The sequence below is a fragment of the Dyella sp. 05T440 genome (assembly GCF_056395965.1).
In genome coordinates, this window is sequence record NZ_JBFTKN010000006.1 from 178,422 (window position 1) to 200,227 (window position 21,806).

Here is a 21,806-nt window from a genome sequence, read left to right on the forward strand (position 1 = left end):
GCCGAACAAGGGGCCTTGGGTAGTGTTCTTCGAAGTCATGGCAATTATTTACACGGGCGTTGCCTTGTTGATGACTATCATTGGACTACCACTCTTCCTACTGTTCAGGAGCCGAGACTTCACGCGATGGTGGACGTTCTTGCTCGTAGGACTGATTGCGGGTGCACTGGTCGGCTACGCGTATCGGTTGCCGTTCTACCCGGATCGGTATCAATCGGGATTGGTACAAGGGTTGGCCTGCGGTCTGGCTGGGATCGTTTTTTGGCTGATCTGGCGATCAGGGCAAGGAAGCCGGTCCTAACTCTCGGTTTCAATGCGACGGCAGCAAAACTGTAAAACTGGCAAAACTGGGGTCAGAGTACACAATTAGGAGCATGACTCTTTGCGCGGCCGGCCCATCTTGGCCGGTCCCACGCGGCGCGCTAGTTGCGCTTCGATTGCGTCGCGGAATCGATGGCTGCCGAGCGCATGCTGTCGCTGAACATGACCGCGGATAGCCTCAAGGTCATCCTCAGAGAGAGCCTCCGCTACGAGTGCGCGATAAGCGACGCACCGTTCTTCCTGGGACCCGCCAAGTGCCAAATAGTTGGCGTGAGGGCGCAGCAGGATGCTTTGCATCCCCTCGGCATTGCTCCGATAGCTGGACCATCGATACTCGGCGGGCGTGGCGACCATGCATGCCCGCACTGGATTGAGTTCGATATAGCGATAGCAACGCAGGAGGTAATTATCGCTGTCGACGAGGCACGACTTGTACCGGCCCTCCCACAAAGTACCGCTGCGGCGATACTGGTCGTTGATATATCGTACATAGCGGCGCCCCAGTGACTGCATGATTCGTGCGATCTGGCCCGGCAAAGACGGCGTGGCTAGTAGATGCACGTGATTGGTCATAAGCACGTAGGCGTGGATTTGGCATCCTTCACGAGAACAGATCTCCCGAAGATCCATTAGATATCGTTGGTAGTCTTGCTCAGTGAAAAAGCATGGTTGCCGATCGTTACCGCGCTGAACGATGTGTTGCGGGATACCGGGCAGATCGATGCGAGGTTGTCGGGCCATGGCAAACACGATAAGTCGGAGCTTTCATGGTCAGCCAATCAAGGCACCATGCATGCCGGCTCAGATCGTCCGATCACGAAGGAAAAGTGCACTCTGGATCACCCCCGATTTCTCGGACGGTTTAAATCGTCACCGTGAGCGTACGCTCAAAGCTGTCCGGAGATTGATACCCGAGACTGCTATGCAAGCGTTTGCGGTTATAGAAGATCTCGATGTACTGGAAGATCTGGGTCCGTGCAGAGTCGCGATCCGGGAAGGTCTGATGATGTGTCAACTCGTGTTTCAACGAGGCAAAGAAGCTCTCCATGACCGCGTTGTCATAGGGCATGCCCTTTCGGCTCATGCTGGCCGTAAGGCCTGCATCTTGTAATTGCTGCTGATAGAGCTTGCTGGTGTATTGAGAGCCTTGATCGCTGTGATGGATCGCGCCGTTGGCGGGGCAGCGGCGCCCCAGCGCCATCGCCAGCGCATCACTGGCGAGTGCCTGGTCGGCACGATCACTCATGGCCCAGCCCACGATGCGGCGGCTACAAAGGTCCAAAACGGCAGCCAGATAGACCCAGCCCTGGCGCGTGGGTATGAAGGTGATATCAGCGACCCAGACATGATCGGGCTCCGGGCTTGCGAACGGCCAACCGAGACGATTGGGTGCCGTCGGTACGCGTTGATAGGGGCTCTTGGTGCGTAGATACCGCAGGCGACGACGGCTACGAATACCCTGCTCGCAGCGCAGGCGACGAACCCGATGCCGGCCGCAGTGCTCTCCTTCCTGCTTGAGTGCTCGCCACAGGCGCTCCGAGCCGTAAGCTTCGTGATTTTCGCGATGGAGGGCTTCCATGCGAGCGATCAGTTGTTCGTTGGCGAGTCGGCGAGCGCTGGGTTTCCGCGTCCTCCAGGCGTAGTAGCCACTGGGCGATACGCGCAATGCTCGACACATCGTGCGCACACTATGGCCAGACATGCCCTCTATCCAGGCGTACTTCACGACAACTCCCGCGCGAAGTACGCTGCCGCTTTTTTTAAAATCTCATTCTCTTCTTTGAGGCGAGCCAACTCGCGCTTGAGTACTGCCACCTCATCGTTGCTCGCCTTGGGCCGGCCGCTTCCCCCGAACGCCGCGGCTCCCTTCTTGCCCACTTCATCGGCCCATTTGTACAGCCGGTTACGCGGCACTCCCAATTCACGGGCAACCACCGCGGCGGGCTTACCACTGCTTTGCATCAGCCGCAGGGCTTCACGCTTGAACTCGGCTGAGAATCGCTGGCGCTTTTCCATCGAACACCTCCGTGCGAGGATTGTCCTCGCTTTTGGGTGTCCGAGAAATCAGGGGTGATCCACTAATGACCCGTCATCCACGGCGGTGGCATGGCCCGACACCCTGCGTCACAGCACTCGCGGTGACATCGCCCTGGCGGTGCTCGCCCTCACGCGGCTGCGTCTCGACAGCGAGCAATGCCGCCACGCTCAGGCGAGGGGATTCCCTGGCAGAGCGCTGCCATGGCCGCTTCCCGTGGCCGTCGCGGCCAGCCTGGGCACGGCCATTTATTGCCTCCAGCAATACGCCCACCTGCTCGGTGACGAGCCTCGAGTGAACACCACACGCCTCCGATGATCGCCGTTACGGCGCATCGGCTGGCATGGCGATGCGCCGCTCTCGGGCGATCACCGACGAAGCTGCCAAGCATTCACTGACACAGAGCGCTGTAAGCGCCTGAGCCGCTGCGCGGCCGTGTCCGACAGGGAGGAAAGACCATGGAACTGATCCAGCTCACCCCGCATTCGGAAGTAGACCCCTCGCAACCGCTGCGAGCCCCCGGCGACATCCTGCTGCACGTCTACCTGATCCCGAGCGGACTCAACCCCGCCCAACTCGCCCGTCGCACCGGCATACCCGCCAACCACATCAAAGCCTTCATCGCCGACACCCACCCCATCACTCCCAAGATCGCCATCCGCCTTTCCCTCGCCTTCGACACCACTGCTTTTTACTGGCTGGCACTTCAGGCGCGGTACGATCTGGAAAGGGCGAAGCCTGTGGTCCGCGCTTACCGGCCCCTCGTTGATTGAGCGAAAACAAAACCCGGGTCAGAGTGGATCACCCCTGATTTCTCGGGCGATTTAACTGGGCACTGAAGCAAGACTCTCGAACAGCCCCGCTGGGCATTACCCCAAGCTGCTGTGCATTCGCTGGGGGCTGTAGCGGCGCCTCGTCTCTGCCATGCGGAAACCAAGACAAAGTAAACCTGCGATAGCCCAACCATCGCATATGCGCTGCAATGCGCAGTCCACCAGAAGAAAAAGTGCATCCAGCCCCTGATTCCCTCGTGCACTATATTCCGACGGTTGCAACCGGCAAAATGACGGATCCCAGCGGAATCTGCACATGACACGAAGCCTTGCCGACGTTATCGACGGACGATCCAACAATTTCGATCTGATCCGGCTCGGCGCTGCGCTAGCGGTGATGTTTGGGCACTCGTTCTGGATACAGCCATCGATGGGCCGTATCGAGCCGATCCTTGCCCATACGGGCCTTGAGTACACGGGCAGCCTGGCCGTGTACACGTTCTTCCTGATCAGCGGTATGCTCGTCACGGCAAGCTATGTAAGGCAGAAGTCCGCGCTCAAATTCGCCACCTTGCGCGCAGCGCGCATCTATCCCGCGCTTTTTGTCTGTGTCTTGCTGAGTGCCTATGTGCTCTACCCTGCCCTCTCGACGAAGGGCGTCATGGGATCTCTGGCAAGCACCGATGCGTGGGATTATTTTGCAAGGAATGCGGCACTTTTCCGTGGCACAGTTTGGGTGCTGCCAGGCCTATTTGAGGATGTCGCGCTCAAGGGTGTCGTCAACGGTTCGCTTTGGACTCTTCCGCTGGAAGTGAAGTGCTACGTCCTTGTGTTTGGCCTGGGTATCCTCGGGCTCCTTCGTTGGCGCTGGGCGATCATCGTCGGCGCCATGCTGGCGCTTGCCGGGATCTACTACGTCGTCTCGCATGGGGCGCCCTATGAATTCATCAGTCAGATCGCCAATAAGCCAACCGGATATTCCTTTTACCCAGCGTGCTTCTTTGTGTTCGGCATGATGCTCTACGCCATGCGTCGATCCATCCCTATCTATCCGTTGGCGTGGCTGGTGATGGCGATCAGCTACATCGCCGTTCGTCATCTCGCCGTGGCGCAGCCCGTGTTCTATCTCACGGTCATCTACGGCATCCTCTGGCTGGCGCACACCCCCTTGCTGCATCGATTTTCCCCCAAGGCCGATTTGTCTTACGGCATCTACCTCTGGGCATTTCCCATGCAACAGATCGTGGCGTCCATCTGGCCGCATGGCGACAATCTGATTTGTCTGTTCCTTTCGGTTCCGATGACCCTGGCGCTTGCCTTCCTGTCCTGGCACGCCGTGGAAAAGCCGGCGATGAAGCTTGCCCGATCCTGGGCATCGGCCAAGCCAGCTCTTGCTCATGAATCACTGGCTACGTGAGCGAGTCCGTGGCCACTGACCAGAGTGCAAAGAAAAGCCCGGCCATGTCGGGCTTTTTCTTTGCATGGATCGCAGCCGCCGGCTCGACTCACTTCTTCCGCAATCCCGGCAATCCCCCGCGATAACGCGGCAACTGCGCCGCACACGTCGAGTGCAGCTGCCCGATCTGCCGAAATGTGCGATTGGCGTAGAGCTGCGCCTGCAGGCGGGCTGCGTCGAGTTGCTGAATGCTGTCGCGCAACTCACTTTCGCGTTCCAACGCGCGCTGCTTTTGCGCGGCGTTGCGTTGAATATTGGCGCGAAGTCGCTCCGCCCGCGCTTCGGACTCGGCGATGACCCGTTGCAGTTGCATGTTGGCGGCATCGAGCTGGACGCGTCGCACTTCGCTGCGGGCGCGATGGTTGACCTGCGCGACGAAATCGTCAAACGCCTTCTCGGCGGCGTCGAAGTCGGACGATTTCATCGCTCGCCACAGCAGGTCGTCCATGTAGATCGCGGCGTAGAACTTCAGTGCGGCGTTATGGAACAGGAGGCGCACGGCGTGGTTGAAGCTGTGCATCTCACGTACTTGCGTCACCGTATCCAGATGCATGAGTGCTTCGACTTCTTCCACGTCGGCCACTTCGACGACATCGCCTTCGGTGTAGTGTCGTGGCCACACGCCATGGGTCAGTTCCGGCACCACAAGATCGCCATGATCATGGACGGCATGCGCATCGGTGGTGGCGATGTCGTCCTCCTCGTCGCTGCGAAACACCACGGAAAACTCCCTCATCGATGACGTTTCACTCATGACTGCCCCTGTGCACGACGGCGTAGCGCTGGACCACCGAGACCCTCCAGGGTTTGCTTCAGGAAGATCGGGTGAGCCATGAGGCCTGCCACCCACGAGCGGCACCATGCTCGCTCACGGCATTGCCGGTGGACGGGGGTTTCTATGCTAACCACGTCGACTGTCGCCAATACATCAGACGCCTCTTGAATCACCACGCCGGGCAGGGGCGACCGACAGTGGCGCAACCGATACCCCCGGGATCTCCTCGTCGGCCTTCCCAAGGCCCAGCCGACCGGCCGCCCTGCCGAATCATTCACACGCCGCGCAGCCAAGGAGAGTAGTGTCAGCTCGAAGGGCCGCGGAGGATGCGATCATGACTGAGGTCGCCGGCATGACCAGCAATGGTTTCAATTACACGGCGGAGTATCTCGGCGCCGTGCACGACAGCGTGTACTGGTCGGCTACGTTTCGCCTCAACGGCATTTATCGCGGCATGCGCCACGGCAGGATTTTCGAGGTTTCCGAACTGTCGAGCACGGAACTGCAGGTGGCCATCCAGGACGATATCGAAGACACCTGGGTCAACGAGCACTGACTCCGCGGTCACACGCCATACTCACGCAATCCAGGTATCTCTCCTCGCCATGTGGACGTGCATACGTTGCCAAACTGAGCTGACGGCCAAGGACACCTTGCCGTCGATCGACAGTTTTGGGGTGTATTTCATGTGCCCGGTATGCGGCAGGCGCAACAGTCTTCGCAGCATCGGCCGGCGCGGGCAGGACGCACCGCTGGTGCTTGCGCCGGTCGACGAATCGGACTGACTCGCGTCCACGGATTGGTCATACGTACTCTTTGAAGTGCGTGCCCGGATCAATGCAGAAAGGGAAACTCCCCCGCCCCATGCCAGCGCCGATGGTCGTTGACGAGCAGCGACAGCGATTCGCACCAGCCGTACACCGGGCCGTGATCGGCAAGCCGCGCTTCCAGTTCGTTGATGAGTGCGGCCTTCTCGTGCTGCACATGACGCGCGACCGAAAGATGGGGAACAAAGTCAGGAAAGGCGCCGCCGCCCTTGGGATGATCGGGAAAGGCGCGCTCCAGCGCGGTGGCGATCCGGGCAATGGGTTTGGCCGGCTCGGGCGCCAGCCATACGACCGAAGGGAACGTATCCACATGCGCCAGGCGAAACATCGGCGCGGGGATCTCCGCCGCCACGTCGCGCAAGCGCGCCAGCAGAGCAGGCGTGAGCAGCTCGCTGTCGATGAAGGGATAGATCAGGGTGATATGCGCGCCCAGGCCGCGACGCGCCGAAGGGTCGTACTGATCGCGGAAACTGCCGACCAGCGGCTCGGCCTCGGGCACCATCAGCGCTAGCAGGGTACGCGCCATGCTCGGCCCGTCGCCTTCCTCTCTTCCGGCAGATCGCCGTGTCTGCGCATTATGGCGTGCGCAGCGAGGGGAACGACACTCGGCCGTTGGGCCATGCAACGCCCGCGGTCTCGCGCTATGCCATGGGCAACGCCGTCAGTGCCAGTCGCCACCGCTGGCGCGCTTGAGCGGCATGCTGGAAGCGACTGGCACGGGTGCCCAGGCCATGGGCTCCAGCCCGTCATCACCCTGCAGTTCGCGGGCGAACGTCACGCCCTCTTCCTCGCCCGCCTGGATGGCGAGCTCAGGGCTGTCGAAGCAGGCCGCGGTTTCGCCGCTGGTCAGCGCTTCCCAATCCTGGCGATTCATCCATGGGGAACGGAACAGCGTCCACGTGCCGATCCATATCGTTCGACCGTCGCGCACGATGTCGAACAAGTCGCTCTGCACCAGATAAATGCCGACGAGTACCGCCATAAGAACTCCCTTTCGCGCTCTGCGCCATGTGGGGGAACCGGCGGTGGGGGCGCCAGCAACATGGAACGCTGAAAACTCGATGCGAAGCGAAAGCTTACGCATGACTTACATTGCGCGAGCGTGGCAAAGGTCATGCTTTGCAACCGCATGTTTTTACGTGCTTTTTGCAATGCATCATGAGCATGACGTTACGCCCGTCCCGGCTTGCATGCGTCGGTCAGGGCGATTGAACGAGCCGGCGAGGGACTACACGCCGCTTGGAACTTCAGGAATGCTGCGAGACAACATCCCCGGCGGCATTCGAGATGGATCGTCGACCGTCGCGCCGCAGTCCAGAAATCCACCTCAGGGACCGAGGTCATAGCGCAGCAAGGTCGATGCGCGCTGGCCTGCCCTCGCCAATCGGTGTCAGCTTGATGTTCTGTCCCCACCGATATTCGATGCCGAGCATCGCGCACCGACTGACCCGCCACGCCAAATTTGGCGAACCATGCAGCGCCGACCGGACGAGCTCGAAGCGAAGAAGTCTGCTCCATCGGTGAAGGCTGAAATGTTGTCGCCAGCGTGTAGCACTCGCTGTCCAGCTCGCGGTGGAAGAGCTGAGGCCGTACGACGTATCGCCGCTACGGCTGCCGAAGACGTTGCTTTTGTAGAACCCTTTGGAGATGTCGCAATCCGTTCAGCAGCGAAAATCCACGGAAAAAGTGCTTTGCCGCGCGCTCGGGCCAGTGCGCCTGCTGGTGTCGAGCCCATGACTTTGTCGTCGATCGTCGAGGCAGGCATCACCAGGATCGGCGATCACTCGCCGTACTCGCGTCTCGCCGATTTCACGCAGGGCTTGCGCAGGAAACTCCTGACTGGCACCTCCATAGCGCGATCACATCGCCGCAAATGTACCGACGCCCCCGCAAATTGGTTTGCGCTGAGAAAGGCAGGAAACCCCGTGAACTATCGCGCACCCTGCGTGGATGACGCAGCTGGCGAGCTCAGTAGATTTTCGCTATGACGCAACGGCCGCGATCGGACTTAGAATGGGAGTGCATCCTTCCATTGCGCGGGATGCGTCCCACCGGCCGATGCATCGCTGAACTCCACGTGTTCGCACCAGCATCGAACAGCTACTCACGATAGAAGACGTGACAAGCTTCATGAGCGCCATCTGAAGACTACACGCGCCGAGTAGGCTGAGACCTACAATGCGTTAGGCGTCGAGCAGCTACCCTAGTCCAGCTCTACAGACTCAGACACTCGGGACGGGCACACCGTGACCCTTCGCATCATCCTCGCTGACGACCATCCTATTTTTCGCAGCGGCGTACGCGCCCTGCTGGAAAACCATACGAATGCCAAAGTGGTCGCTGAAGTCGGCTCGCCGGTCGAGTTGCTCGATGCCGTCGACAAACATCCCTGCGAGCTCTTGATCACGGACTTCAGCATGCCCGGCGGTCAGATGGCCGATGGTTTGCAGATGCTGGGCATGATTCGTCGCCGCCGGCCCGAACTGCCGGTAGTCGTGCTCACCATGGTCAACAACGGCGGCGTGCTCAAGGCGATCCTGGAAACCGGTACTCGCGGCCTGATGAGCAAGACGGACGCTCTCTCGGAGCTGGCGCTTGCCGTGCAGGCCGTGACGCATGGACGCCTGTTTCTCAGCACCAGCATCAGCCAGGTGCTGGACGATGGCGGCGCCGGCAGTCCTGCCGATGGCCACCCCGCCCTTTCCAAGCGCGAAACCGAAGTGCTGCGCCTGTTCGCGTCAGGCTTCACCGTGACCGAAATCGCCGGCCAGCTCAATCGCAGCGTCAAGACCATCAGCCGCCAGAAGATGGATGCCATGAACAAGCTGGGACTGAAGAACGACCTGGACGTGTACGCCTACGCACGCGAGCACGGCATCCTCGCCTGAGCCGATCGTCCCGGCCGGGCAGCCACGATGGCCGGCAGGACACCCAGCTGACACCACGCCGCTGATGCCCAGGCATCGACATGGCACGTTCCTTGATTGCGCTTGGCTCAAGCAAAGGCGCCTCGTAGAACCAAAACACTCGATGAGGCCCTCGCGATGGTTCGACCATCGCCAACCGATTGGCCGTTTCGCGGGCGTCAGGGGCGCCCACGCATGAACATGAATTTCTGCGTCGTGGATGAGACAGAGCACGAACTTCAGGTGCTTTGTGAAGTGGATCAGCTGCCCGGCCGGGTGGCCTGGCGCGCCCACATCTACGGCACGGTGTCGGCCCAGCAAGAGCTCAGCGGCGAAGCGATGGACCACGATGCCGTGGCTGGCCACGTCCAGGCCGAAGTGCTCGACCGGGGCATTTTCGCCAAAAACTGACCTACAGCGTCATGGCCCTGACCCGCAGCGACATCCGCCGGGAGCACCTGCCACGACAATAGGTGCACGCTGCACTGCCGCATGCCCACAACGACTTCGCCGACCGCGGCCAGCTCGGCAGAACTGCCACCAGGGTCGTCCAGGCGCACTCCGAGAACCGAAAAAACAAAGGCCGGCGTCTTCGCCGGCCTTTGTGCATCTGCGTCTTGGTGCCCCCGATACGATTCGAACGTACGACCTTCCCCTTAGGAGGGGGACGCTCTATCCAGCTGAGCTACGGGGGCAACGGGCGGAATTTTGGCATGGAACGGGGTGCGGCGCGAACCCGTTAACAGCCCCCTGCTAGAATGGCGGTTTTATTCCCGGCGCCCTCCCCGCGCCCCGGTCTGGAGTGAAGCATGTCGCACGAAATTCTCACCGCCCTTGGTCTTGGCCAGTCGCATTCGGGCACCTACCTGGGTCAGGGCGAGTGGTCCAAGACGACCGATGCCGGCACCTTGCATCCGGTCAATCCCGCCACGGGCGAAGTGATTGGCACGGTGCACGCCACCAGCGCAGCCGACTACGAAGTGATCGTCAAGCGCGCGCAGGAAGCATTCAAGGTGTGGCGTACCACGCCGGCGCCGCGCCGCGGTGAAGCGGTTCGCCTGTGCGGCGAAGCGCTGCGCAAGCACAAGGACGCACTCGGTTCGCTGGTTGCACTGGAGATGGGCAAGATCAAGCCCGAAGGCGACGGCGAAGTGCAGGAGATGATCGACATCGCCGATTTCGCCGTGGGCCAGAGCCGCATGCTCTACGGCTACACCATGCACTCGGAGCGTCCGGGCCACCGCATGTACGAGCAGTACCAGCCGCTGGGCCTGGTCGGCATCATCAGCGCGTTCAACTTCCCGGTGGCGGTGTGGGCGTGGAATGCGTTCCTCGCGGCCATCTGCGGCGATATCTGCATCTGGAAGCCGTCGCCGAGGACGCCGCTGTCGGCCATCGCCAGCATGAAGATCTGCAACGACGCGCTGAACGAAGCCGGCTTCCCCGACATCTTCTTCCTGTTCAACGATGCCGGCACCGATCTCTCGCAGGCCTTCGTCGACGATCACCGCATCCCGCTGATCAGCTTCACCGGTTCCACCAAGGTGGGTCGCCAGGTGGGCGAGCGCGTGGCCAAGCGCATGGGTCGTTCGCTGCTGGAACTGGGCGGCAACAACGCCATCATCCTGGACGAGGGCGCCGACCTGAAGCTGGCGATTCCGGCCATCGTGTTCGGCGCCGTCGGCACCGCCGGCCAGCGCTGCACCAGCACGCGCCGCCTGTTCGTGCATGAGTCCATCATTGGCGACGTCACCGAGAAGCTGGTTGCCGCGTACAAGCAGGTGGAAGGCAAGATCGGCGATCCGACGCTCGCCACCACGCTGATGGGTCCGCTCAACAGCCCGGATGCCGTGAAGGCTTATCTCGCCGCCGTCGAAAAGGCCAAGGCCACCGGCGGCAAGGTGCTCACGGGTGGCGCGGCGCTCAGCGACCGCAAGGGCAACTTCGTGTTGCCGACCATCGTCAGCGGCGTGAAGAACAGCGACGACGTGGTGCAGACGGAAACCTTCGCGCCGATCCTCTACGTGATGCCGTTCAAGACGCTGGATGAAGCCATCGAGCTGCAGAACAGCGTGCCGCAGGGTCTGTCCTCGGCGATCTTCACGCAGAACCTGAAATCGGCCGAGCAGTATCTGTCGGCGGCAGGTTCGGACTGCGGCATCGCCAACGTCAACATCGGCACGTCCGGTGCGGAAATCGGCGGCGCGTTCGGCGGCGAGAAGGAAACGGGCGGCGGTCGCGAGTCCGGTTCGGACGCATGGAAGGTCTATATGCGCCGCCAGACCAATACCATCAACTACTCCAACTCGTTGCCGCTGGCGCAGGGCATCAAGTTCGATCTGTAAGTAAGCAGCATTGGTGCATCCCGGTGAAAGCCGGGATGCACGCACGACCAGGAAGCAAGTGCAGGCGTAACGGCATCGACGACAGGAGTTGTGACGATGGAAAACGCACAGGTAGTTCAAGCGGCACCGACGTATAGCTCGCTGGCGATTTTCAGCCTGGTCTTTGCCGTGCTTGCCTGGACTGTGTTGCCGGTGATGGGCCTGGCCACGGTCGGCTTCAGCCTGTTCAATATGATCGCGATGCCGCTAAGCGGTTCGGTCATCGCGTCGCTATGTGCCTGGATCGCGCAGCGGCAGATTCGCCGCTCCGGCGGTGCGATTCGCGGCGAGGGACTCGCCAAGGCGGCGAGAATCATGGCGTACGCGCAGTACACGCTGTTTGGGTTGCTGGTTGCGTTCTTGTTCCTGCAGATGCGCCATTGACGGAGCGGCGCGTCAACTATCATCAGCCACGCGAAAGCCGATGAGCCACCGTGTTTCGTCCATGACCTCACAGGGAGTGCGTCCATGAGTTACCAGCCCGCTGCTTATCGATCGACCAACACGCTCGCCATTGTCAGCCTCATTGCCGGTATTGCCTCCTGGACCGTGCTCCCCTTTGTGGCAGCCGTCATCGCTATTGTTTGCGGGCACCTTGCGCGCAAGGAAATTCGCCTTGCTCCGAAGGGCACCGTGGAAGGCGATTCACTGGCCGTCATCGGCATGGTGATGGGGTACCTGCAGCTGGCGCTGATCGTCCTGGCCATGCTGCTGTTCTTCATTTTTGCAGCCCTGGGCATCGGACTGCTTGCGCATTTCTTTCCCTGGCACGGTTGATCTCCCGTGCGGTAACGGTGCAATCATGACCGACCTCAAGCCCACCGAACGTTTCAGCGACCGCGTCGCCGACTATGTGCGGTTTCGGCCCGACTATCCGATGGCCATGCTGCAATGGCTGCAGAGCGAGTTCGGCGTCACTCCGCAGTGGCTGGTGGCGGACATCGGCGCGGGCACCGGCATTTCCAGCAAGCTGTTCCTGGATGGCGGTTATCACGTGATCGCGGTGGAACCCAATGCGCCGATGCGCGCTGCGGCCGAGAGCTGGCTGGGCGACGATGCGCGTTTCAGCACCGTGGATGGCCACGCGACTGCGACCGGGCTGGACGACGCCAGTGTCGATCTCATCGTCGTGGCACAGGCGTTTCACTGGTTCGACCAGGCGGCCGCGCGTGCCGAGTTTCAGCGGATCCTGCGCCCTGGTGGACTGGCGGCGATCATCTGGAATTCGCGCCGACTGGTTGGCACGCCGTTCCTTGAAGGCTACGAAGCACTGCTGAAAAAGTACGGCACCGATTACACCAGCGTCGCCGAACGCTATGGCGACGAGCCTACCCTGCGGGCGTGGTTCGGCGAGGGCTATCTCGGCATGGGCCGTTTCGATCACGGCCAGCGTCTGGACTATGAAAGCCTCAGCGGCCGGCTGCTTTCCTCCTCGTATGCGCCGCGCGAAGGCCACCCCAATCATGAGGCCATGATGCGCGCCTTGCGCGAGCTGTTCGATCGCTGTGCGGTCAACGGACGCATCGGCTTCGACTACGACACCGTCATCTACGTGGGCCAACTTTCCTGACTATGTACGACCTTATTCGCCCACTGCTGTTCGCGCTGGATGCTGAAACCGCGCATCGTGCGACGCTCTACGGCCTCGACGTGGCCCATCGCAGCAACTTCATCCATCTTGTGGCCAAGCCGCCGCAAGAGCTGCCGACCACCGCGTTCGGCATCCGTTTTCCCAATCCCGTCGGCCTCGCGGCGGGGCTCGATAAAAACGCGGATCACCTCGATGCGTTGGGCGCACTGGGTTTTGGTTTCGTGGAAGTGGGCACCACCACGCCGCGTCCGCAGCCCGGCAACGACAAGCCGCGCATGTTCCGCTTGCCCAAGCACGAGGCGGTGATCAATCGCCTGGGCTTCAACAATGCCGGCGTCGACGCGCTGGTGCGCAATGTGCAGAAGTCGAGCTATCGCGGCGTGCTCGGCATCAATATCGGCAAGAACAAGGACACGCCCAACGATAAGGCGGTGGATGATTATTTGTTCTGTCTGGAGCGCGTGCATGCGCTCGCCAGTTACATCACGGTGAATATTTCCTCGCCGAACACGCAAGGCCTGCGCGATCTGCAGGAAGAGGCCACGCTGCGCCGATTCATCGAGACCCTGCGTGAAGCACAGGAACGCCTGGGCTCGCAGAGCGGCGCGCGCAAGCCGATGCTGCTGAAGATCGCCCCGGACCTCAGCGAGACCGAGCTCGACGCGATCGCCGACGTGCTGCTGGCCGCCAGGGTGGACGGCGTGATCTGCACCAACACCACCATCGACCACACCGCTGTCGCCGACGATCCGCAGGGCAATGAAACCGGCGGTCTCTCCGGCAAGCCGCTGTTCGCCCGCTCCACCGCCGTGCTGCGCGGCATGCGCCAGCGCGTGGGCGACCGGCTCGCCATCATCGGCGTCGGTGGCATTCTCGATGGCAGCGATGCAGCGGAGAAGATCACCGCTGGCGCCTCGCTGGTGCAGCTGTATTCGGGCATGGTTTATCGCGGCCCTGCCCTGATCGCCGAATGCGTGAATGAGATCCGCCGCCAGCAGGAAAGCACCGATGCCGGTTGAACGTATCGACATGGGCGGTTACACGCTGATCGAAAATGCTCCGCTGGCCACGCGCAACACACTGCGCGTCAATGCGCGGGCGCGCCTGCTGGCCGAGATCAACGACGCCTCCAAGCTCACCGAACTGCTGGAATTCCCGGCCGTGCGCAGCGGCAAACTGCTGGTGCTGGGCGAAGGCAGCAATATGCTGTTTACCGGCGACTATGACGGCACCGTGCTGGCGATGGCCACGCGCGGCGTGCAGGTGGAACAGGATGGCGACGTCGCCCGCATCGCGGTGGCCGCCGGCGAGCGCTGGGACGATTTCGTGCGCTGGACGCTGGGCCAGGGTTTCGCCGGACTGGAAAATCTCATCCTGATTCCCGGCACCGTTGGCGCCGCGCCGATCCAGAACATCGGCGCCTATGGCACCGAGGTGGCGGAGTTCATTGACAGCGTGGAAGCATGGGATATGCAGGAGCGCCGCGTCGCTGTGCTCGATCGCGCCGCCTGCGCCTTTACCTATCGCGATTCGGTCTTCAAGCACGAACCGGGTCGCTATATCGTCACCGCCGTGCGCTTTGCGCTGCCCCGCTCGCGCGAGTTGCGCACGGACTATGCGGGCATTGGCGAGGAGCTTGTGCGCATGGGCGTGGATAAGCCGGCGCCGTTCCATGTGGCGGAAGCCGTGGTGCATTTGCGCACGAAGAAGCTTCCCGATCCCGCCGTGATCGGCAACGCCGGCAGTTTCTTCAAGAATCCCATGGTCGATGCAGCCCAGGGCGAGGCGCTCAAGCGCGAACATCCAGAGCTGGTGTCGTGGGTTGTCAGCGATGGGCGATGGAAACTCTCCGCCGCCTGGCTGATCGAGACGGCGGGCTTCAAGGGCATGCGCGAGGGCGATGCGGGTATTTCCAATCGCCATGCGCTGGTGCTGGTGAACCATGGTCGCGCCACGGGTGGCGAGCTATGGGCGTTTGCGCAGAAGGTGATCGAAGGCGTGCGCGCGAAATTCGGCGTGCAGCTGGAGCCGGAGCCGGTCGTCGTTTGATCTCCCTCTGGCCCCTCCCCTGTGGGAGGGCACCCTGTGCCCGACAAACCTGCAGAGCACAACCTTCAGCGCCGCGTCCTTGTAGGAGCGCACTTGTGCGCGACCACGGAACGCCAGCGTTTGCGCACCGCCGACCCGTCGCGCACAGGGTGCGCTCCCACAGGTGAGGCGTCGCGCACCATTACGCCGTCTTGCGCTCCAAGATTAAGCAGGAACACCGCAATGGTGTGCAGCTGGAGCCGGTCGTCGTTTGACGGCAGACCCGGCCCCTCCCCTGTGGGAGGGCACTCTGTGCCCGACAAACCTACAGAGCGAAACCTTCAGCGCACCGCGTCCTTGTAGGAGCGCACTTGTGCGCGACCACGGAACGCAAGCGTTTGCGCACCGCCGACCCGTCGCGCACAGGGTGCGCTCCCACAGGTGAGGCGTCGCGCACGATTACGCCGTCTTGCGCTCCAAAATTAAGCAGGAACACCGCAATGGTGTGCAGCTGGAGCCGGTCGTCGTTTGACGGCAGACCCGGCCCCTCCCCTGTGGGAGGGCACCCTGTGCCCGACAAACCTACAGAGCGCTACCTTCAATGCACCGCCTCTTGCAGGAGCGCACTTGTGCGCGACCACGGAACGCCAGCGTTTGTGCACCGCCGACCCGTCGCGCACAGGGTGCGCTCCCACAGGTGTGGGCGTCGCGCTCGATTACGCCGTCTTGCGCTCCAAATTAAGCAGGAACACCGCAATGGTGTGCAGCTGGAGCCGGTCGTCGTTTGACGGCAGACCCGGCCCCTCCCCTGTGGGAGGGCACCCTGTGCCCGACAAACCTACAGAGCGCTACCTTCAGCGCACCGCGTCCTTGTAGGAGCGCACTTGTGCGCGACCACGGAACGCCAGCGTTTGTGCACCGCCGACCCGTCGCGCACAGGGTGCGCTCCCACAGGTGAGGCGTCGCGCATGATTACGCCGTCTTGCGCTCCAAATTAAGCAGGAACACCGCAATGGTGTGCAGCTGGAGCCGGTCGTCGTTTGACGGCAAACCCGGCCCCTCCCCTGTGGGAGGGCACCCTGTGCCCGACAAACCTACAGAGCGCAACCTTCAGCGCACCGCGTCCTTGTAGGAGCGCACTTGTGCGCGACCACGGAACGCCAGCGTTTGCGCACCGCCGACCCGTCGCGCACAGGGTGCGCTCCCACAGGTGTGGCGTCGCGCGTGCTTACGCTGTCTTGCATTCCAGATTCGGCAAGAACGCCGTGATGATGCCGATCAGCGGCAGATACGCGCACAAGCCGTAGACATACTCGATGCCACGCGCATCGGCGATATGTCCCAACACCGCGGCGCCGATGCCGCCCATGCCGAAGGCGAAACCGAAGAACAGCCCGGACACCATCCCCACGCGGCCAGGAATCAGTTCCTGCGCGTAGACCAGGATGGCGGAGAAGGCCGAGGCGAGGATCAGGCCGATGATCACCGTGAGCACGCCCGTCCAGAACAGGCTGGCATGTGGCAGCAGCAGGGTGAAGGGTGCGACGCCGAGGATCGATGCCCAGATCACCCATTTGCGGCCGATGCGATCGCCCACCGGGCCACCGATCAAGGAACCGGCCGCCACGGCGAACAGGAACACGAACAGGTGTGTCTGCGCACTCTGCACGGACACGCCGAAGCGGTGCATCAGGTAGAACGTGTAGTAACTGCTCAGGCTCGCCAGATAGAAGTACTTGGAGAAGATCAGCAGTCCGAGGATCAGCAGCGACCACGCCACCTGCGACTTGGTCAGCACGAGATGCGACTCGCGCCTGGCTTTGGCCTTGCCGCGCACGGCGTGGTGATCGCGATACCACCGGCTCACCTGCAGCAGCACCACGATGGCGAGCAGCGCGGCCAGCGAGAACCACGCCACGCTGCCACGACCATGCGGCACGATGATCCACGCCGCCAGCAACGGCCCCAGTGATGCACCGGCGTTGCCGCCGACCTGGAACAGCGACTGTGCCAGGCCGTGGCGACCGCCCGAGGCCATGCGCGCCACGCGCGAGGATTCGGGGTGGAACACTGAAGAGCCGGTACCCACCAGTGCCGCGGCGATCAGCAACACGGTGAAGTTGGGCGCGGTGGCGAGCAGCAACAAGCCGCACAAAGTGAAACCCATGCCCACCGGCAAGGAATACGGCATCGGCTTCTTGTCAGTGACCAGACCCACCGCCGGCTGCAGCAGCGAGGCCGTGATCTGATAGGTCAGCGTGATCAGGCCGATCTGCGCAAAGCTGAGATTGAAGCCGCTCTTGAGGATCGGATAGATCGCCAGGATCAGCGACTGGATCATGTCGTTGAGCAGGTGCGAGAAGCTGATCGCGCCGAGGATCCTGAACTCGGTAGCCTGTTCGGTGGATTGGCTGGCGGGCGGCACGGCGGCCAACGGCATGTCTTCGACGCGGGTTTGCATGGGGGCTCGTGAGGGAACGTGTGCGGCAAGGCGACGCGGTTGCGCCGCCGGGAACGTCACCTTAAAGTGAGCGAGTCCGGCCCGCACACGCAACCGGGTCAATTTCTGTCGAAAATGGGCCAAGCTCATGCGCAACGCCCGTGCCGAAGCCTATGACCAGACGCCCCGCGACGTCATTGCGACCGGTAATGACTATCCCCCGCACTATGTACTGCCACCGCATTCGCACCGTCGCGGCCAGCTGCTGTACGCCTCCACCGGGGTGATCACCACCATCACCAGTGAAGGCAGCTGGGTGGTGCCACCGCGGCGCGCGCTGTGGATACCGCCCGGCGTCTCGCACGAGGTGTTGATGGCCGGACCGGTGTCCACGCGCAGCGCCTACGTCACGCCCGAAGCTGTCGAGCATGCCGGCCTCTCACCACGTTGCCAGGTCATCAGCGTCTCTCCCCTGCTCCACGAATTGCTGATGGAAGCGGTGGATTTGCCGGCCGAATACGATCTGGAGGGCCGCGACGGACGCGTGATGGCGTTGCTGCTCGATGAGATCCGCCGCATGCCGGTGCTGCCGCTCAGTACGCCGCTGCCGCGCGAAAAGCGTCTCGCCGCGCTCTGCCGCCATCTGCTGGAACAGCCGTCGCAGGAAGTGAAGATCGACGACATGGCGCATCGTGCCGGCATGAGTCGGCGTCATTTCACGCGCACTTTCCGCGAAGAAACCGGCATGAGCTTCACCGCCTGGCGTCAGCAGGCATGCCTGTTGTCGGCCTTGACGCGACTGAGCAATGGCGAGGCGATCACGCAGGTGGCGGTCGATCTGGGCTATGGCAATCCCAGTGCGTTTACGGCGGCGTTCCGGCGTGTGTTGGGGATGGCGCCGAGCCGGTATCTGGCGACGCCCTTGGGATAAACCGTTGCGCTGGCGATATCTGTGTGGGAGCGCACCCTGTGCGCGACAGGCGTGCTGCGACGACGCTACGGAGAGGCACGCCTGTCGCGCACAGGGTGCGCTCCCACAAATGATCATCGGCGGCAATCACGGCTCCATAACATCCGACTATGCACTGTCACAGGTTCGTCAGATGCGATGGGCAATATGTCGGTCTTATGACAGCGCACACGTCTGCGCTTTCCTGCCATGGCCCGGTCGCAATTGACGGCTTACCATGCTTTCCATTCGCGGATAGCGCAGCCAGTCTCGCGCCCGCCCATCGAACGGTGAACCGATGAGTACCGATGTCGTCCGAACCAGCGCAGAGCGCGACGCCGCCATCACCGAACAGGTGCCCGCCGCACCCGTCCAGGCGCCTGCCGCGAGCGCTGCGCCGGACTTGAACGATCCCACCCTGTATATCAATCGCGAACTGTCGCAACTGCAATTCAACATCCGCGTGCTGGAGCAGGCGCTGGACGAAAGCAAGCCGATCCTCGAGCGGCTGAAGTTCCTGTTGATCTTCTCCAGCAACCTGGACGAGTTCTTCGAGATCCGCGTGGCGGGCCTGAAGAGCCAGATCGCCTTCGATCACGAAATCGTCGGATCCGACGGCGTGGCGCCACGCAAGGCGTTGGCCGAGATCAGCGAGATCACGCACAAGCAGATCGAACGGCAGTACGCGATCCTCAACGACAACATCCTGCCGGAGCTGGCGCGCAACGGTATCCGCATCGTTCGCCGCAACGAGTGGTCGCACAAACAGAAACTGTGGGTGCGTCGTTACTTCCGCCACGAAGTCGCCCCGCTGGTGACGCCGATCGGACTCGATCCGACCCACCCGTTTCCGTTGCTGGTGAACAAGAGCCTCAACTTCATCGTGCAGCTGGAAGGCACCGATGCGTTCGGCCGCGATTCGGGCCTGGCCATCGTGCCGGCGCCGCGCGTACTGCCGCGACTGATTCGCCTGCCCGACGAGGTATGCGAGGGCGGCGAGAACTTCGTGCTGCTGTCCTCGATCATTCATGCGCATACCGAGGAACTGTTCCCGGGCATGTCGGTTCGCGGTTGTTACCAGTTCCGCCTGACCCGCAATGCCGACCTCACCCTCGACCCGGAAGACGTCGAAGACCTTGCCCGCGCGTTGCGCGGCGAGCTGTATTCGCGCCGCTTTGGCGATGCCGTGCGACTCGAAGTGGCGGACAACTGCCCCACCGAGCTGACCGACTACCTGCTGCGCCAGTTCGGCCTGACCGCCGCCGAGATGTACGAGGTGAACGGCCCGGTGAACCTGGCGCGCCTGTTCGGATTGATCACCAAGACGCTGCGCCCGGAACTGCAGTACCCGCCGTTCACGCCGTCCATTCCCAAGGCTTTGAAAAAGGCCGAGGACCTGTTCCAGGTGATTGGCCGCCAGGATGTGTTGCTGCTGCATCCGTACGAGTCGTTTGCGCCGGTGGTCGATCTGCTGCACCAGGCGGCGAAGGACCCGACCGTGTTGGCGATCAAGCAGACGCTGTATCGCAGCGGTGCGAATTCCGAAATCGTCGACGCGCTGGTGGATGCGGCGCGTTCGGGCAAGGAAGTGACCGTCGTCATCGAGCTGCGCGCGCGCTTTGACGAGGAGTCCAATCTCACCCTGGCCTCGCGCCTGCAACAGGCCGGCGCCATGGTGATCTACGGCGTGGTCGGCGTGAAGACGCATGCCAAGCTGATGCTGATCCAGCGTCGCGAAGGCGAGGAACTGGTGCGTTATGCGCACCTGGGTACCGGCAACTATCACACCGGCAACGCGCGCCTTTACACCGACTACAGCCTGCTCACCTCCGACCAGGCGCTGTGCGAAGACGTGCACAAGCTGTTCAGCCAGCTCACCGGCATGGGCAAGCTGCTGCAGATGAAAAAGCTGTTGCACGCACCGTTCACGCTGAAGAAGACGCTGCTGGAACTGATCGCGCGCGAGACCGCGCATGCGGCGGCCGGCAAGCCGGCGCAGATCATCATCAAGGTCAATGCGGTCACCGATGCCAAGATGATTCGCGCGCTCTACAAGGCCAGCATCGCCGGTGTGAAGATCGACCTGATCGTGCGCGGCATGTGCTGCCTGCGTCCGGGTGTGCCGGGCATCTCGCACAATATCCGCGTGCGTTCCATCGTGGGCCGCTTTCTGGAGCACAGCCGCGTGTACTGGTTCCTCAATGGCGGCGAAGAGAAGTTCTACCTGGCCAGCGCCGATCTGATGGAACGCAACCTGGATCGCCGCGTGGAAACCGGTTTTCCGGTGGAAGGAAAGAAGCTGCAGAGCCGCCTGAAGAAGGAGCTGGAACTTTATCTATCCGACAACTCCAGTACCTGGCTGCTGCATGCCGATGGCCGCTATGCGCGCAGTCGGCCAGGTGCGAGCCAGACGGTGCGCAATGTGCAGACGCAGCTGCTGGAAAAGATTTGCGGCTCAGGTGTCAGTGCCGATATGTGATGCGCCCGGACCGGTTGCGCCGCCCCTGTTCTGGCAGAGGCAGCGCAACACGTTCCGGCTCACCGGGCTCGGACGCCATCCTGGCGGTGGCGTTTGACCCAGGCAACATAGCGATCCATGAAGCCCTGCAGGAATTTCTGCGTGCCCTCGCTGGCGATCGAGCCGTCCTCGGCGAAAAGACCGTCCTTGGCGTGGATGAACACCTCGGGCTGAGCGAGCGTGGGCACGTCGAGATAGGCCAGTACGTTGCGCAGATGCTGCTGCGCCATCGCGCCGCCCTGGGCGCCCACGGAGACGCCGATCACGGCCGCCGGCTTGCCCGCGAATGAATTGGTGCCCCACGGACGCGATGCGATGTCGATGGCGTTTTTGAGCACACCAGGGATCGAGCGATTGTATTCCGCAGTCACGAACAGCAGTGCATCGGCGGCGCCTATCTCCTGCTTGAGGCGTTTGCCTTCGGCAGGGTAGTCGGTATCGAAATCCTGGTTGTACAGCGGCAGGTTGTCGATGCGGATGTGTTCGAAGCTCAGCTCCGGCGGAGCCAGCGCCTCCACGGCGCGGGCCAGCTTCCGGTTGAAGGAATCCTTGCGCAGGCTGCCCACCAGAACGGCCACACGGATCTTCTCGTTGCTCATTGCCTAGCTCCCAGAGAGTGGAATTGGAAGTCGCCGAAAGGCATAGAGCATGGCATTGCAGGCAGTGAACCCCTCGTGATAAACCTCCGTCACACGGCTGCTCTGGCCTTGTGGCATGATGGCCTTATAGCCTTCCATACCGCCCATCGAGTCTTGGCGTTATTGGTTCCAACAAGGCGCCGCCAGCCATGGCGGCCTTGGCAA

Annotated in this window: 22 protein-coding genes and 1 tRNA gene; 14 read left to right on the forward strand and 9 right to left on the reverse strand. The window is 62.2% G+C overall.

Annotation, left to right across the window (positions count from 1 at the left end; genetic code table 11):
- Positions 1-366: 366 nt before the first annotated feature.
- From AC1DE1_RS10180 to AC1DE1_RS10190, 3 genes are all read right to left on the reverse strand, one after another.
- A complete protein-coding gene (locus AC1DE1_RS10180) occupies positions 367-1,062 on the reverse strand; it encodes a transposase (protein ID WP_477176028.1) in 696 nt (231 codons plus the stop codon).
- Positions 1,063-1,183: 121 nt separating this feature from the next.
- Entirely contained in the window at positions 1,184-2,023 is an 840-nt protein-coding gene (locus AC1DE1_RS10185) for an IS3 family transposase (RefSeq protein WP_477176041.1), read from the reverse strand.
- Between the two features lie 20 nt (positions 2,024-2,043).
- A complete protein-coding gene (locus AC1DE1_RS10190; RefSeq protein WP_214571259.1) occupies positions 2,044-2,337 on the reverse strand; it encodes a transposase in 294 nt (97 codons plus the stop codon).
- Positions 2,338-2,814: 477 nt separating this feature from the next.
- On the opposite strand from AC1DE1_RS10190, the gene AC1DE1_RS10195 reads away from it, so the two are divergent.
- Entirely contained in the window at positions 2,815-3,129 is a 315-nt protein-coding gene (locus tag AC1DE1_RS10195; protein ID WP_477176029.1) for a HigA family addiction module antitoxin, read from the forward strand.
- Between the two features lie 316 nt (positions 3,130-3,445).
- A complete protein-coding gene (locus AC1DE1_RS10200; RefSeq protein WP_477176030.1) occupies positions 3,446-4,546 on the forward strand; it encodes an acyltransferase family protein in 1,101 nt (366 codons plus the stop codon).
- 88 nt (positions 4,547-4,634) lie between these two features.
- Here the strand turns inward: AC1DE1_RS10200 and AC1DE1_RS10205 are convergent, their stop codons facing one another.
- Complete coding sequence (locus tag AC1DE1_RS10205; RefSeq protein WP_477176031.1) at positions 4,635-5,339, reverse strand: DUF2968 domain-containing protein; 705 nt, start codon at positions 5,337-5,339, stop codon at positions 4,635-4,637.
- A 355-nt stretch (positions 5,340-5,694) separates the two neighbouring features.
- Between AC1DE1_RS10205 and AC1DE1_RS10210 the strand changes: the two genes are divergently transcribed.
- Positions 5,695-5,916: a TonB-dependent receptor gene (locus tag AC1DE1_RS10210; RefSeq protein WP_441603769.1), complete on the forward strand. Its 222-nt coding sequence runs from the start codon at positions 5,695-5,697 to the stop codon at positions 5,914-5,916.
- A gap of 49 nt (positions 5,917-5,965) precedes the next feature.
- On the forward strand, positions 5,966-6,145 hold the full coding sequence (locus tag AC1DE1_RS10215) for a hypothetical protein (protein WP_441603768.1): 180 nt from the start codon (positions 5,966-5,968) through the stop codon (positions 6,143-6,145).
- 49 nt (positions 6,146-6,194) lie between these two features.
- Here AC1DE1_RS10215 and AC1DE1_RS10220 read toward each other — a convergent pair whose 3' ends face one another.
- Together AC1DE1_RS10220 and AC1DE1_RS10225 are read right to left on the reverse strand one after the other, a co-directional pair.
- Entirely contained in the window at positions 6,195-6,713 is a 519-nt protein-coding gene (locus tag AC1DE1_RS10220) for a 2'-5' RNA ligase family protein (RefSeq protein WP_477176032.1), read from the reverse strand.
- 135 nt (positions 6,714-6,848) lie between these two features.
- Complete coding sequence (locus AC1DE1_RS10225) at positions 6,849-7,169, reverse strand: hypothetical protein (RefSeq protein ID WP_477176033.1); 321 nt, start codon at positions 7,167-7,169, stop codon at positions 6,849-6,851.
- Between the two features lie 1,264 nt (positions 7,170-8,433).
- On the opposite strand from AC1DE1_RS10225, the gene AC1DE1_RS10230 reads away from it, so the two are divergent.
- Both AC1DE1_RS10230 and AC1DE1_RS10235 read left to right on the forward strand, forming a co-directional pair.
- Complete coding sequence (locus tag AC1DE1_RS10230; protein ID WP_441603765.1) at positions 8,434-9,075, forward strand: response regulator; 642 nt, start codon at positions 8,434-8,436, stop codon at positions 9,073-9,075.
- Positions 9,076-9,288: 213 nt separating this feature from the next.
- Positions 9,289-9,504, forward strand: a complete 216-nt coding sequence (locus AC1DE1_RS10235) for a hypothetical protein (RefSeq protein WP_441603764.1) — start codon at positions 9,289-9,291, stop codon at positions 9,502-9,504.
- A 207-nt stretch (positions 9,505-9,711) separates the two neighbouring features.
- On the opposite strand, the gene AC1DE1_RS10240 is transcribed toward AC1DE1_RS10235, so the two are convergent.
- Positions 9,712-9,788 (reverse strand) — tRNA-Arg (locus tag AC1DE1_RS10240).
- Positions 9,789-9,902: 114 nt separating this feature from the next.
- Here AC1DE1_RS10240 and amaB point away from each other — a divergent pair.
- The 6 genes from amaB (at position 9,903) to murB (ending at position 15,117) form a co-directional block, all read left to right on the forward strand.
- On the forward strand, positions 9,903-11,438 hold the full coding sequence (amaB, locus tag AC1DE1_RS10245) for an L-piperidine-6-carboxylate dehydrogenase (RefSeq protein WP_477179070.1): 1,536 nt from the start codon (positions 9,903-9,905) through the stop codon (positions 11,436-11,438).
- 96 nt (positions 11,439-11,534) lie between these two features.
- Positions 11,535-11,861: a hypothetical protein gene (locus AC1DE1_RS10250; protein WP_477176035.1), complete on the forward strand. Its 327-nt coding sequence runs from the start codon at positions 11,535-11,537 to the stop codon at positions 11,859-11,861.
- 84 nt (positions 11,862-11,945) lie between these two features.
- The gene (locus AC1DE1_RS10255; RefSeq protein ID WP_477176036.1) at positions 11,946-12,254 is read left to right on the forward strand and encodes a DUF4190 domain-containing protein; all 309 of its coding nucleotides are present in this window, start codon (positions 11,946-11,948) and stop codon (positions 12,252-12,254) included.
- 25 nt (positions 12,255-12,279) lie between these two features.
- Positions 12,280-13,047, forward strand: a complete 768-nt coding sequence (locus tag AC1DE1_RS10260; protein ID WP_441603704.1) for a class I SAM-dependent methyltransferase — start codon at positions 12,280-12,282, stop codon at positions 13,045-13,047.
- Positions 13,048-13,049: 2 nt separating this feature from the next.
- Entirely contained in the window at positions 13,050-14,087 is a 1,038-nt protein-coding gene (locus AC1DE1_RS10265) for a quinone-dependent dihydroorotate dehydrogenase (protein WP_477176037.1), read from the forward strand.
- Between the two features lie 10 nt (positions 14,088-14,097).
- On the forward strand, positions 14,098-15,117 hold the full coding sequence (gene murB, locus AC1DE1_RS10270) for a UDP-N-acetylmuramate dehydrogenase (protein WP_477176042.1): 1,020 nt from the start codon (positions 14,098-14,100) through the stop codon (positions 15,115-15,117).
- Between the two features lie 1,207 nt (positions 15,118-16,324).
- Here murB and AC1DE1_RS10275 read toward each other — a convergent pair.
- A complete protein-coding gene (locus AC1DE1_RS10275; RefSeq protein ID WP_477177385.1) occupies positions 16,325-17,557 on the reverse strand; it encodes an MFS transporter in 1,233 nt (410 codons plus the stop codon).
- 127 nt (positions 17,558-17,684) lie between these two features.
- On the opposite strand from AC1DE1_RS10275, the gene AC1DE1_RS10280 reads away from it, so the two are divergent.
- Positions 17,685-18,467, forward strand: a complete 783-nt coding sequence (locus tag AC1DE1_RS10280; RefSeq protein ID WP_477177384.1) for an AraC family transcriptional regulator — start codon at positions 17,685-17,687, stop codon at positions 18,465-18,467.
- A 316-nt stretch (positions 18,468-18,783) separates the two neighbouring features.
- Entirely contained in the window at positions 18,784-20,964 is a 2,181-nt protein-coding gene (ppk1, locus tag AC1DE1_RS10285; protein ID WP_441603700.1) for a polyphosphate kinase 1, read from the forward strand.
- A gap of 59 nt (positions 20,965-21,023) precedes the next feature.
- On the opposite strand, the gene AC1DE1_RS10290 is transcribed toward ppk1, so the two are convergent.
- Entirely contained in the window at positions 21,024-21,602 is a 579-nt protein-coding gene (locus AC1DE1_RS10290) for an NADPH-dependent FMN reductase (protein ID WP_477177383.1), read from the reverse strand.
- Positions 21,603-21,806: the final 204 nt, after the last annotated feature.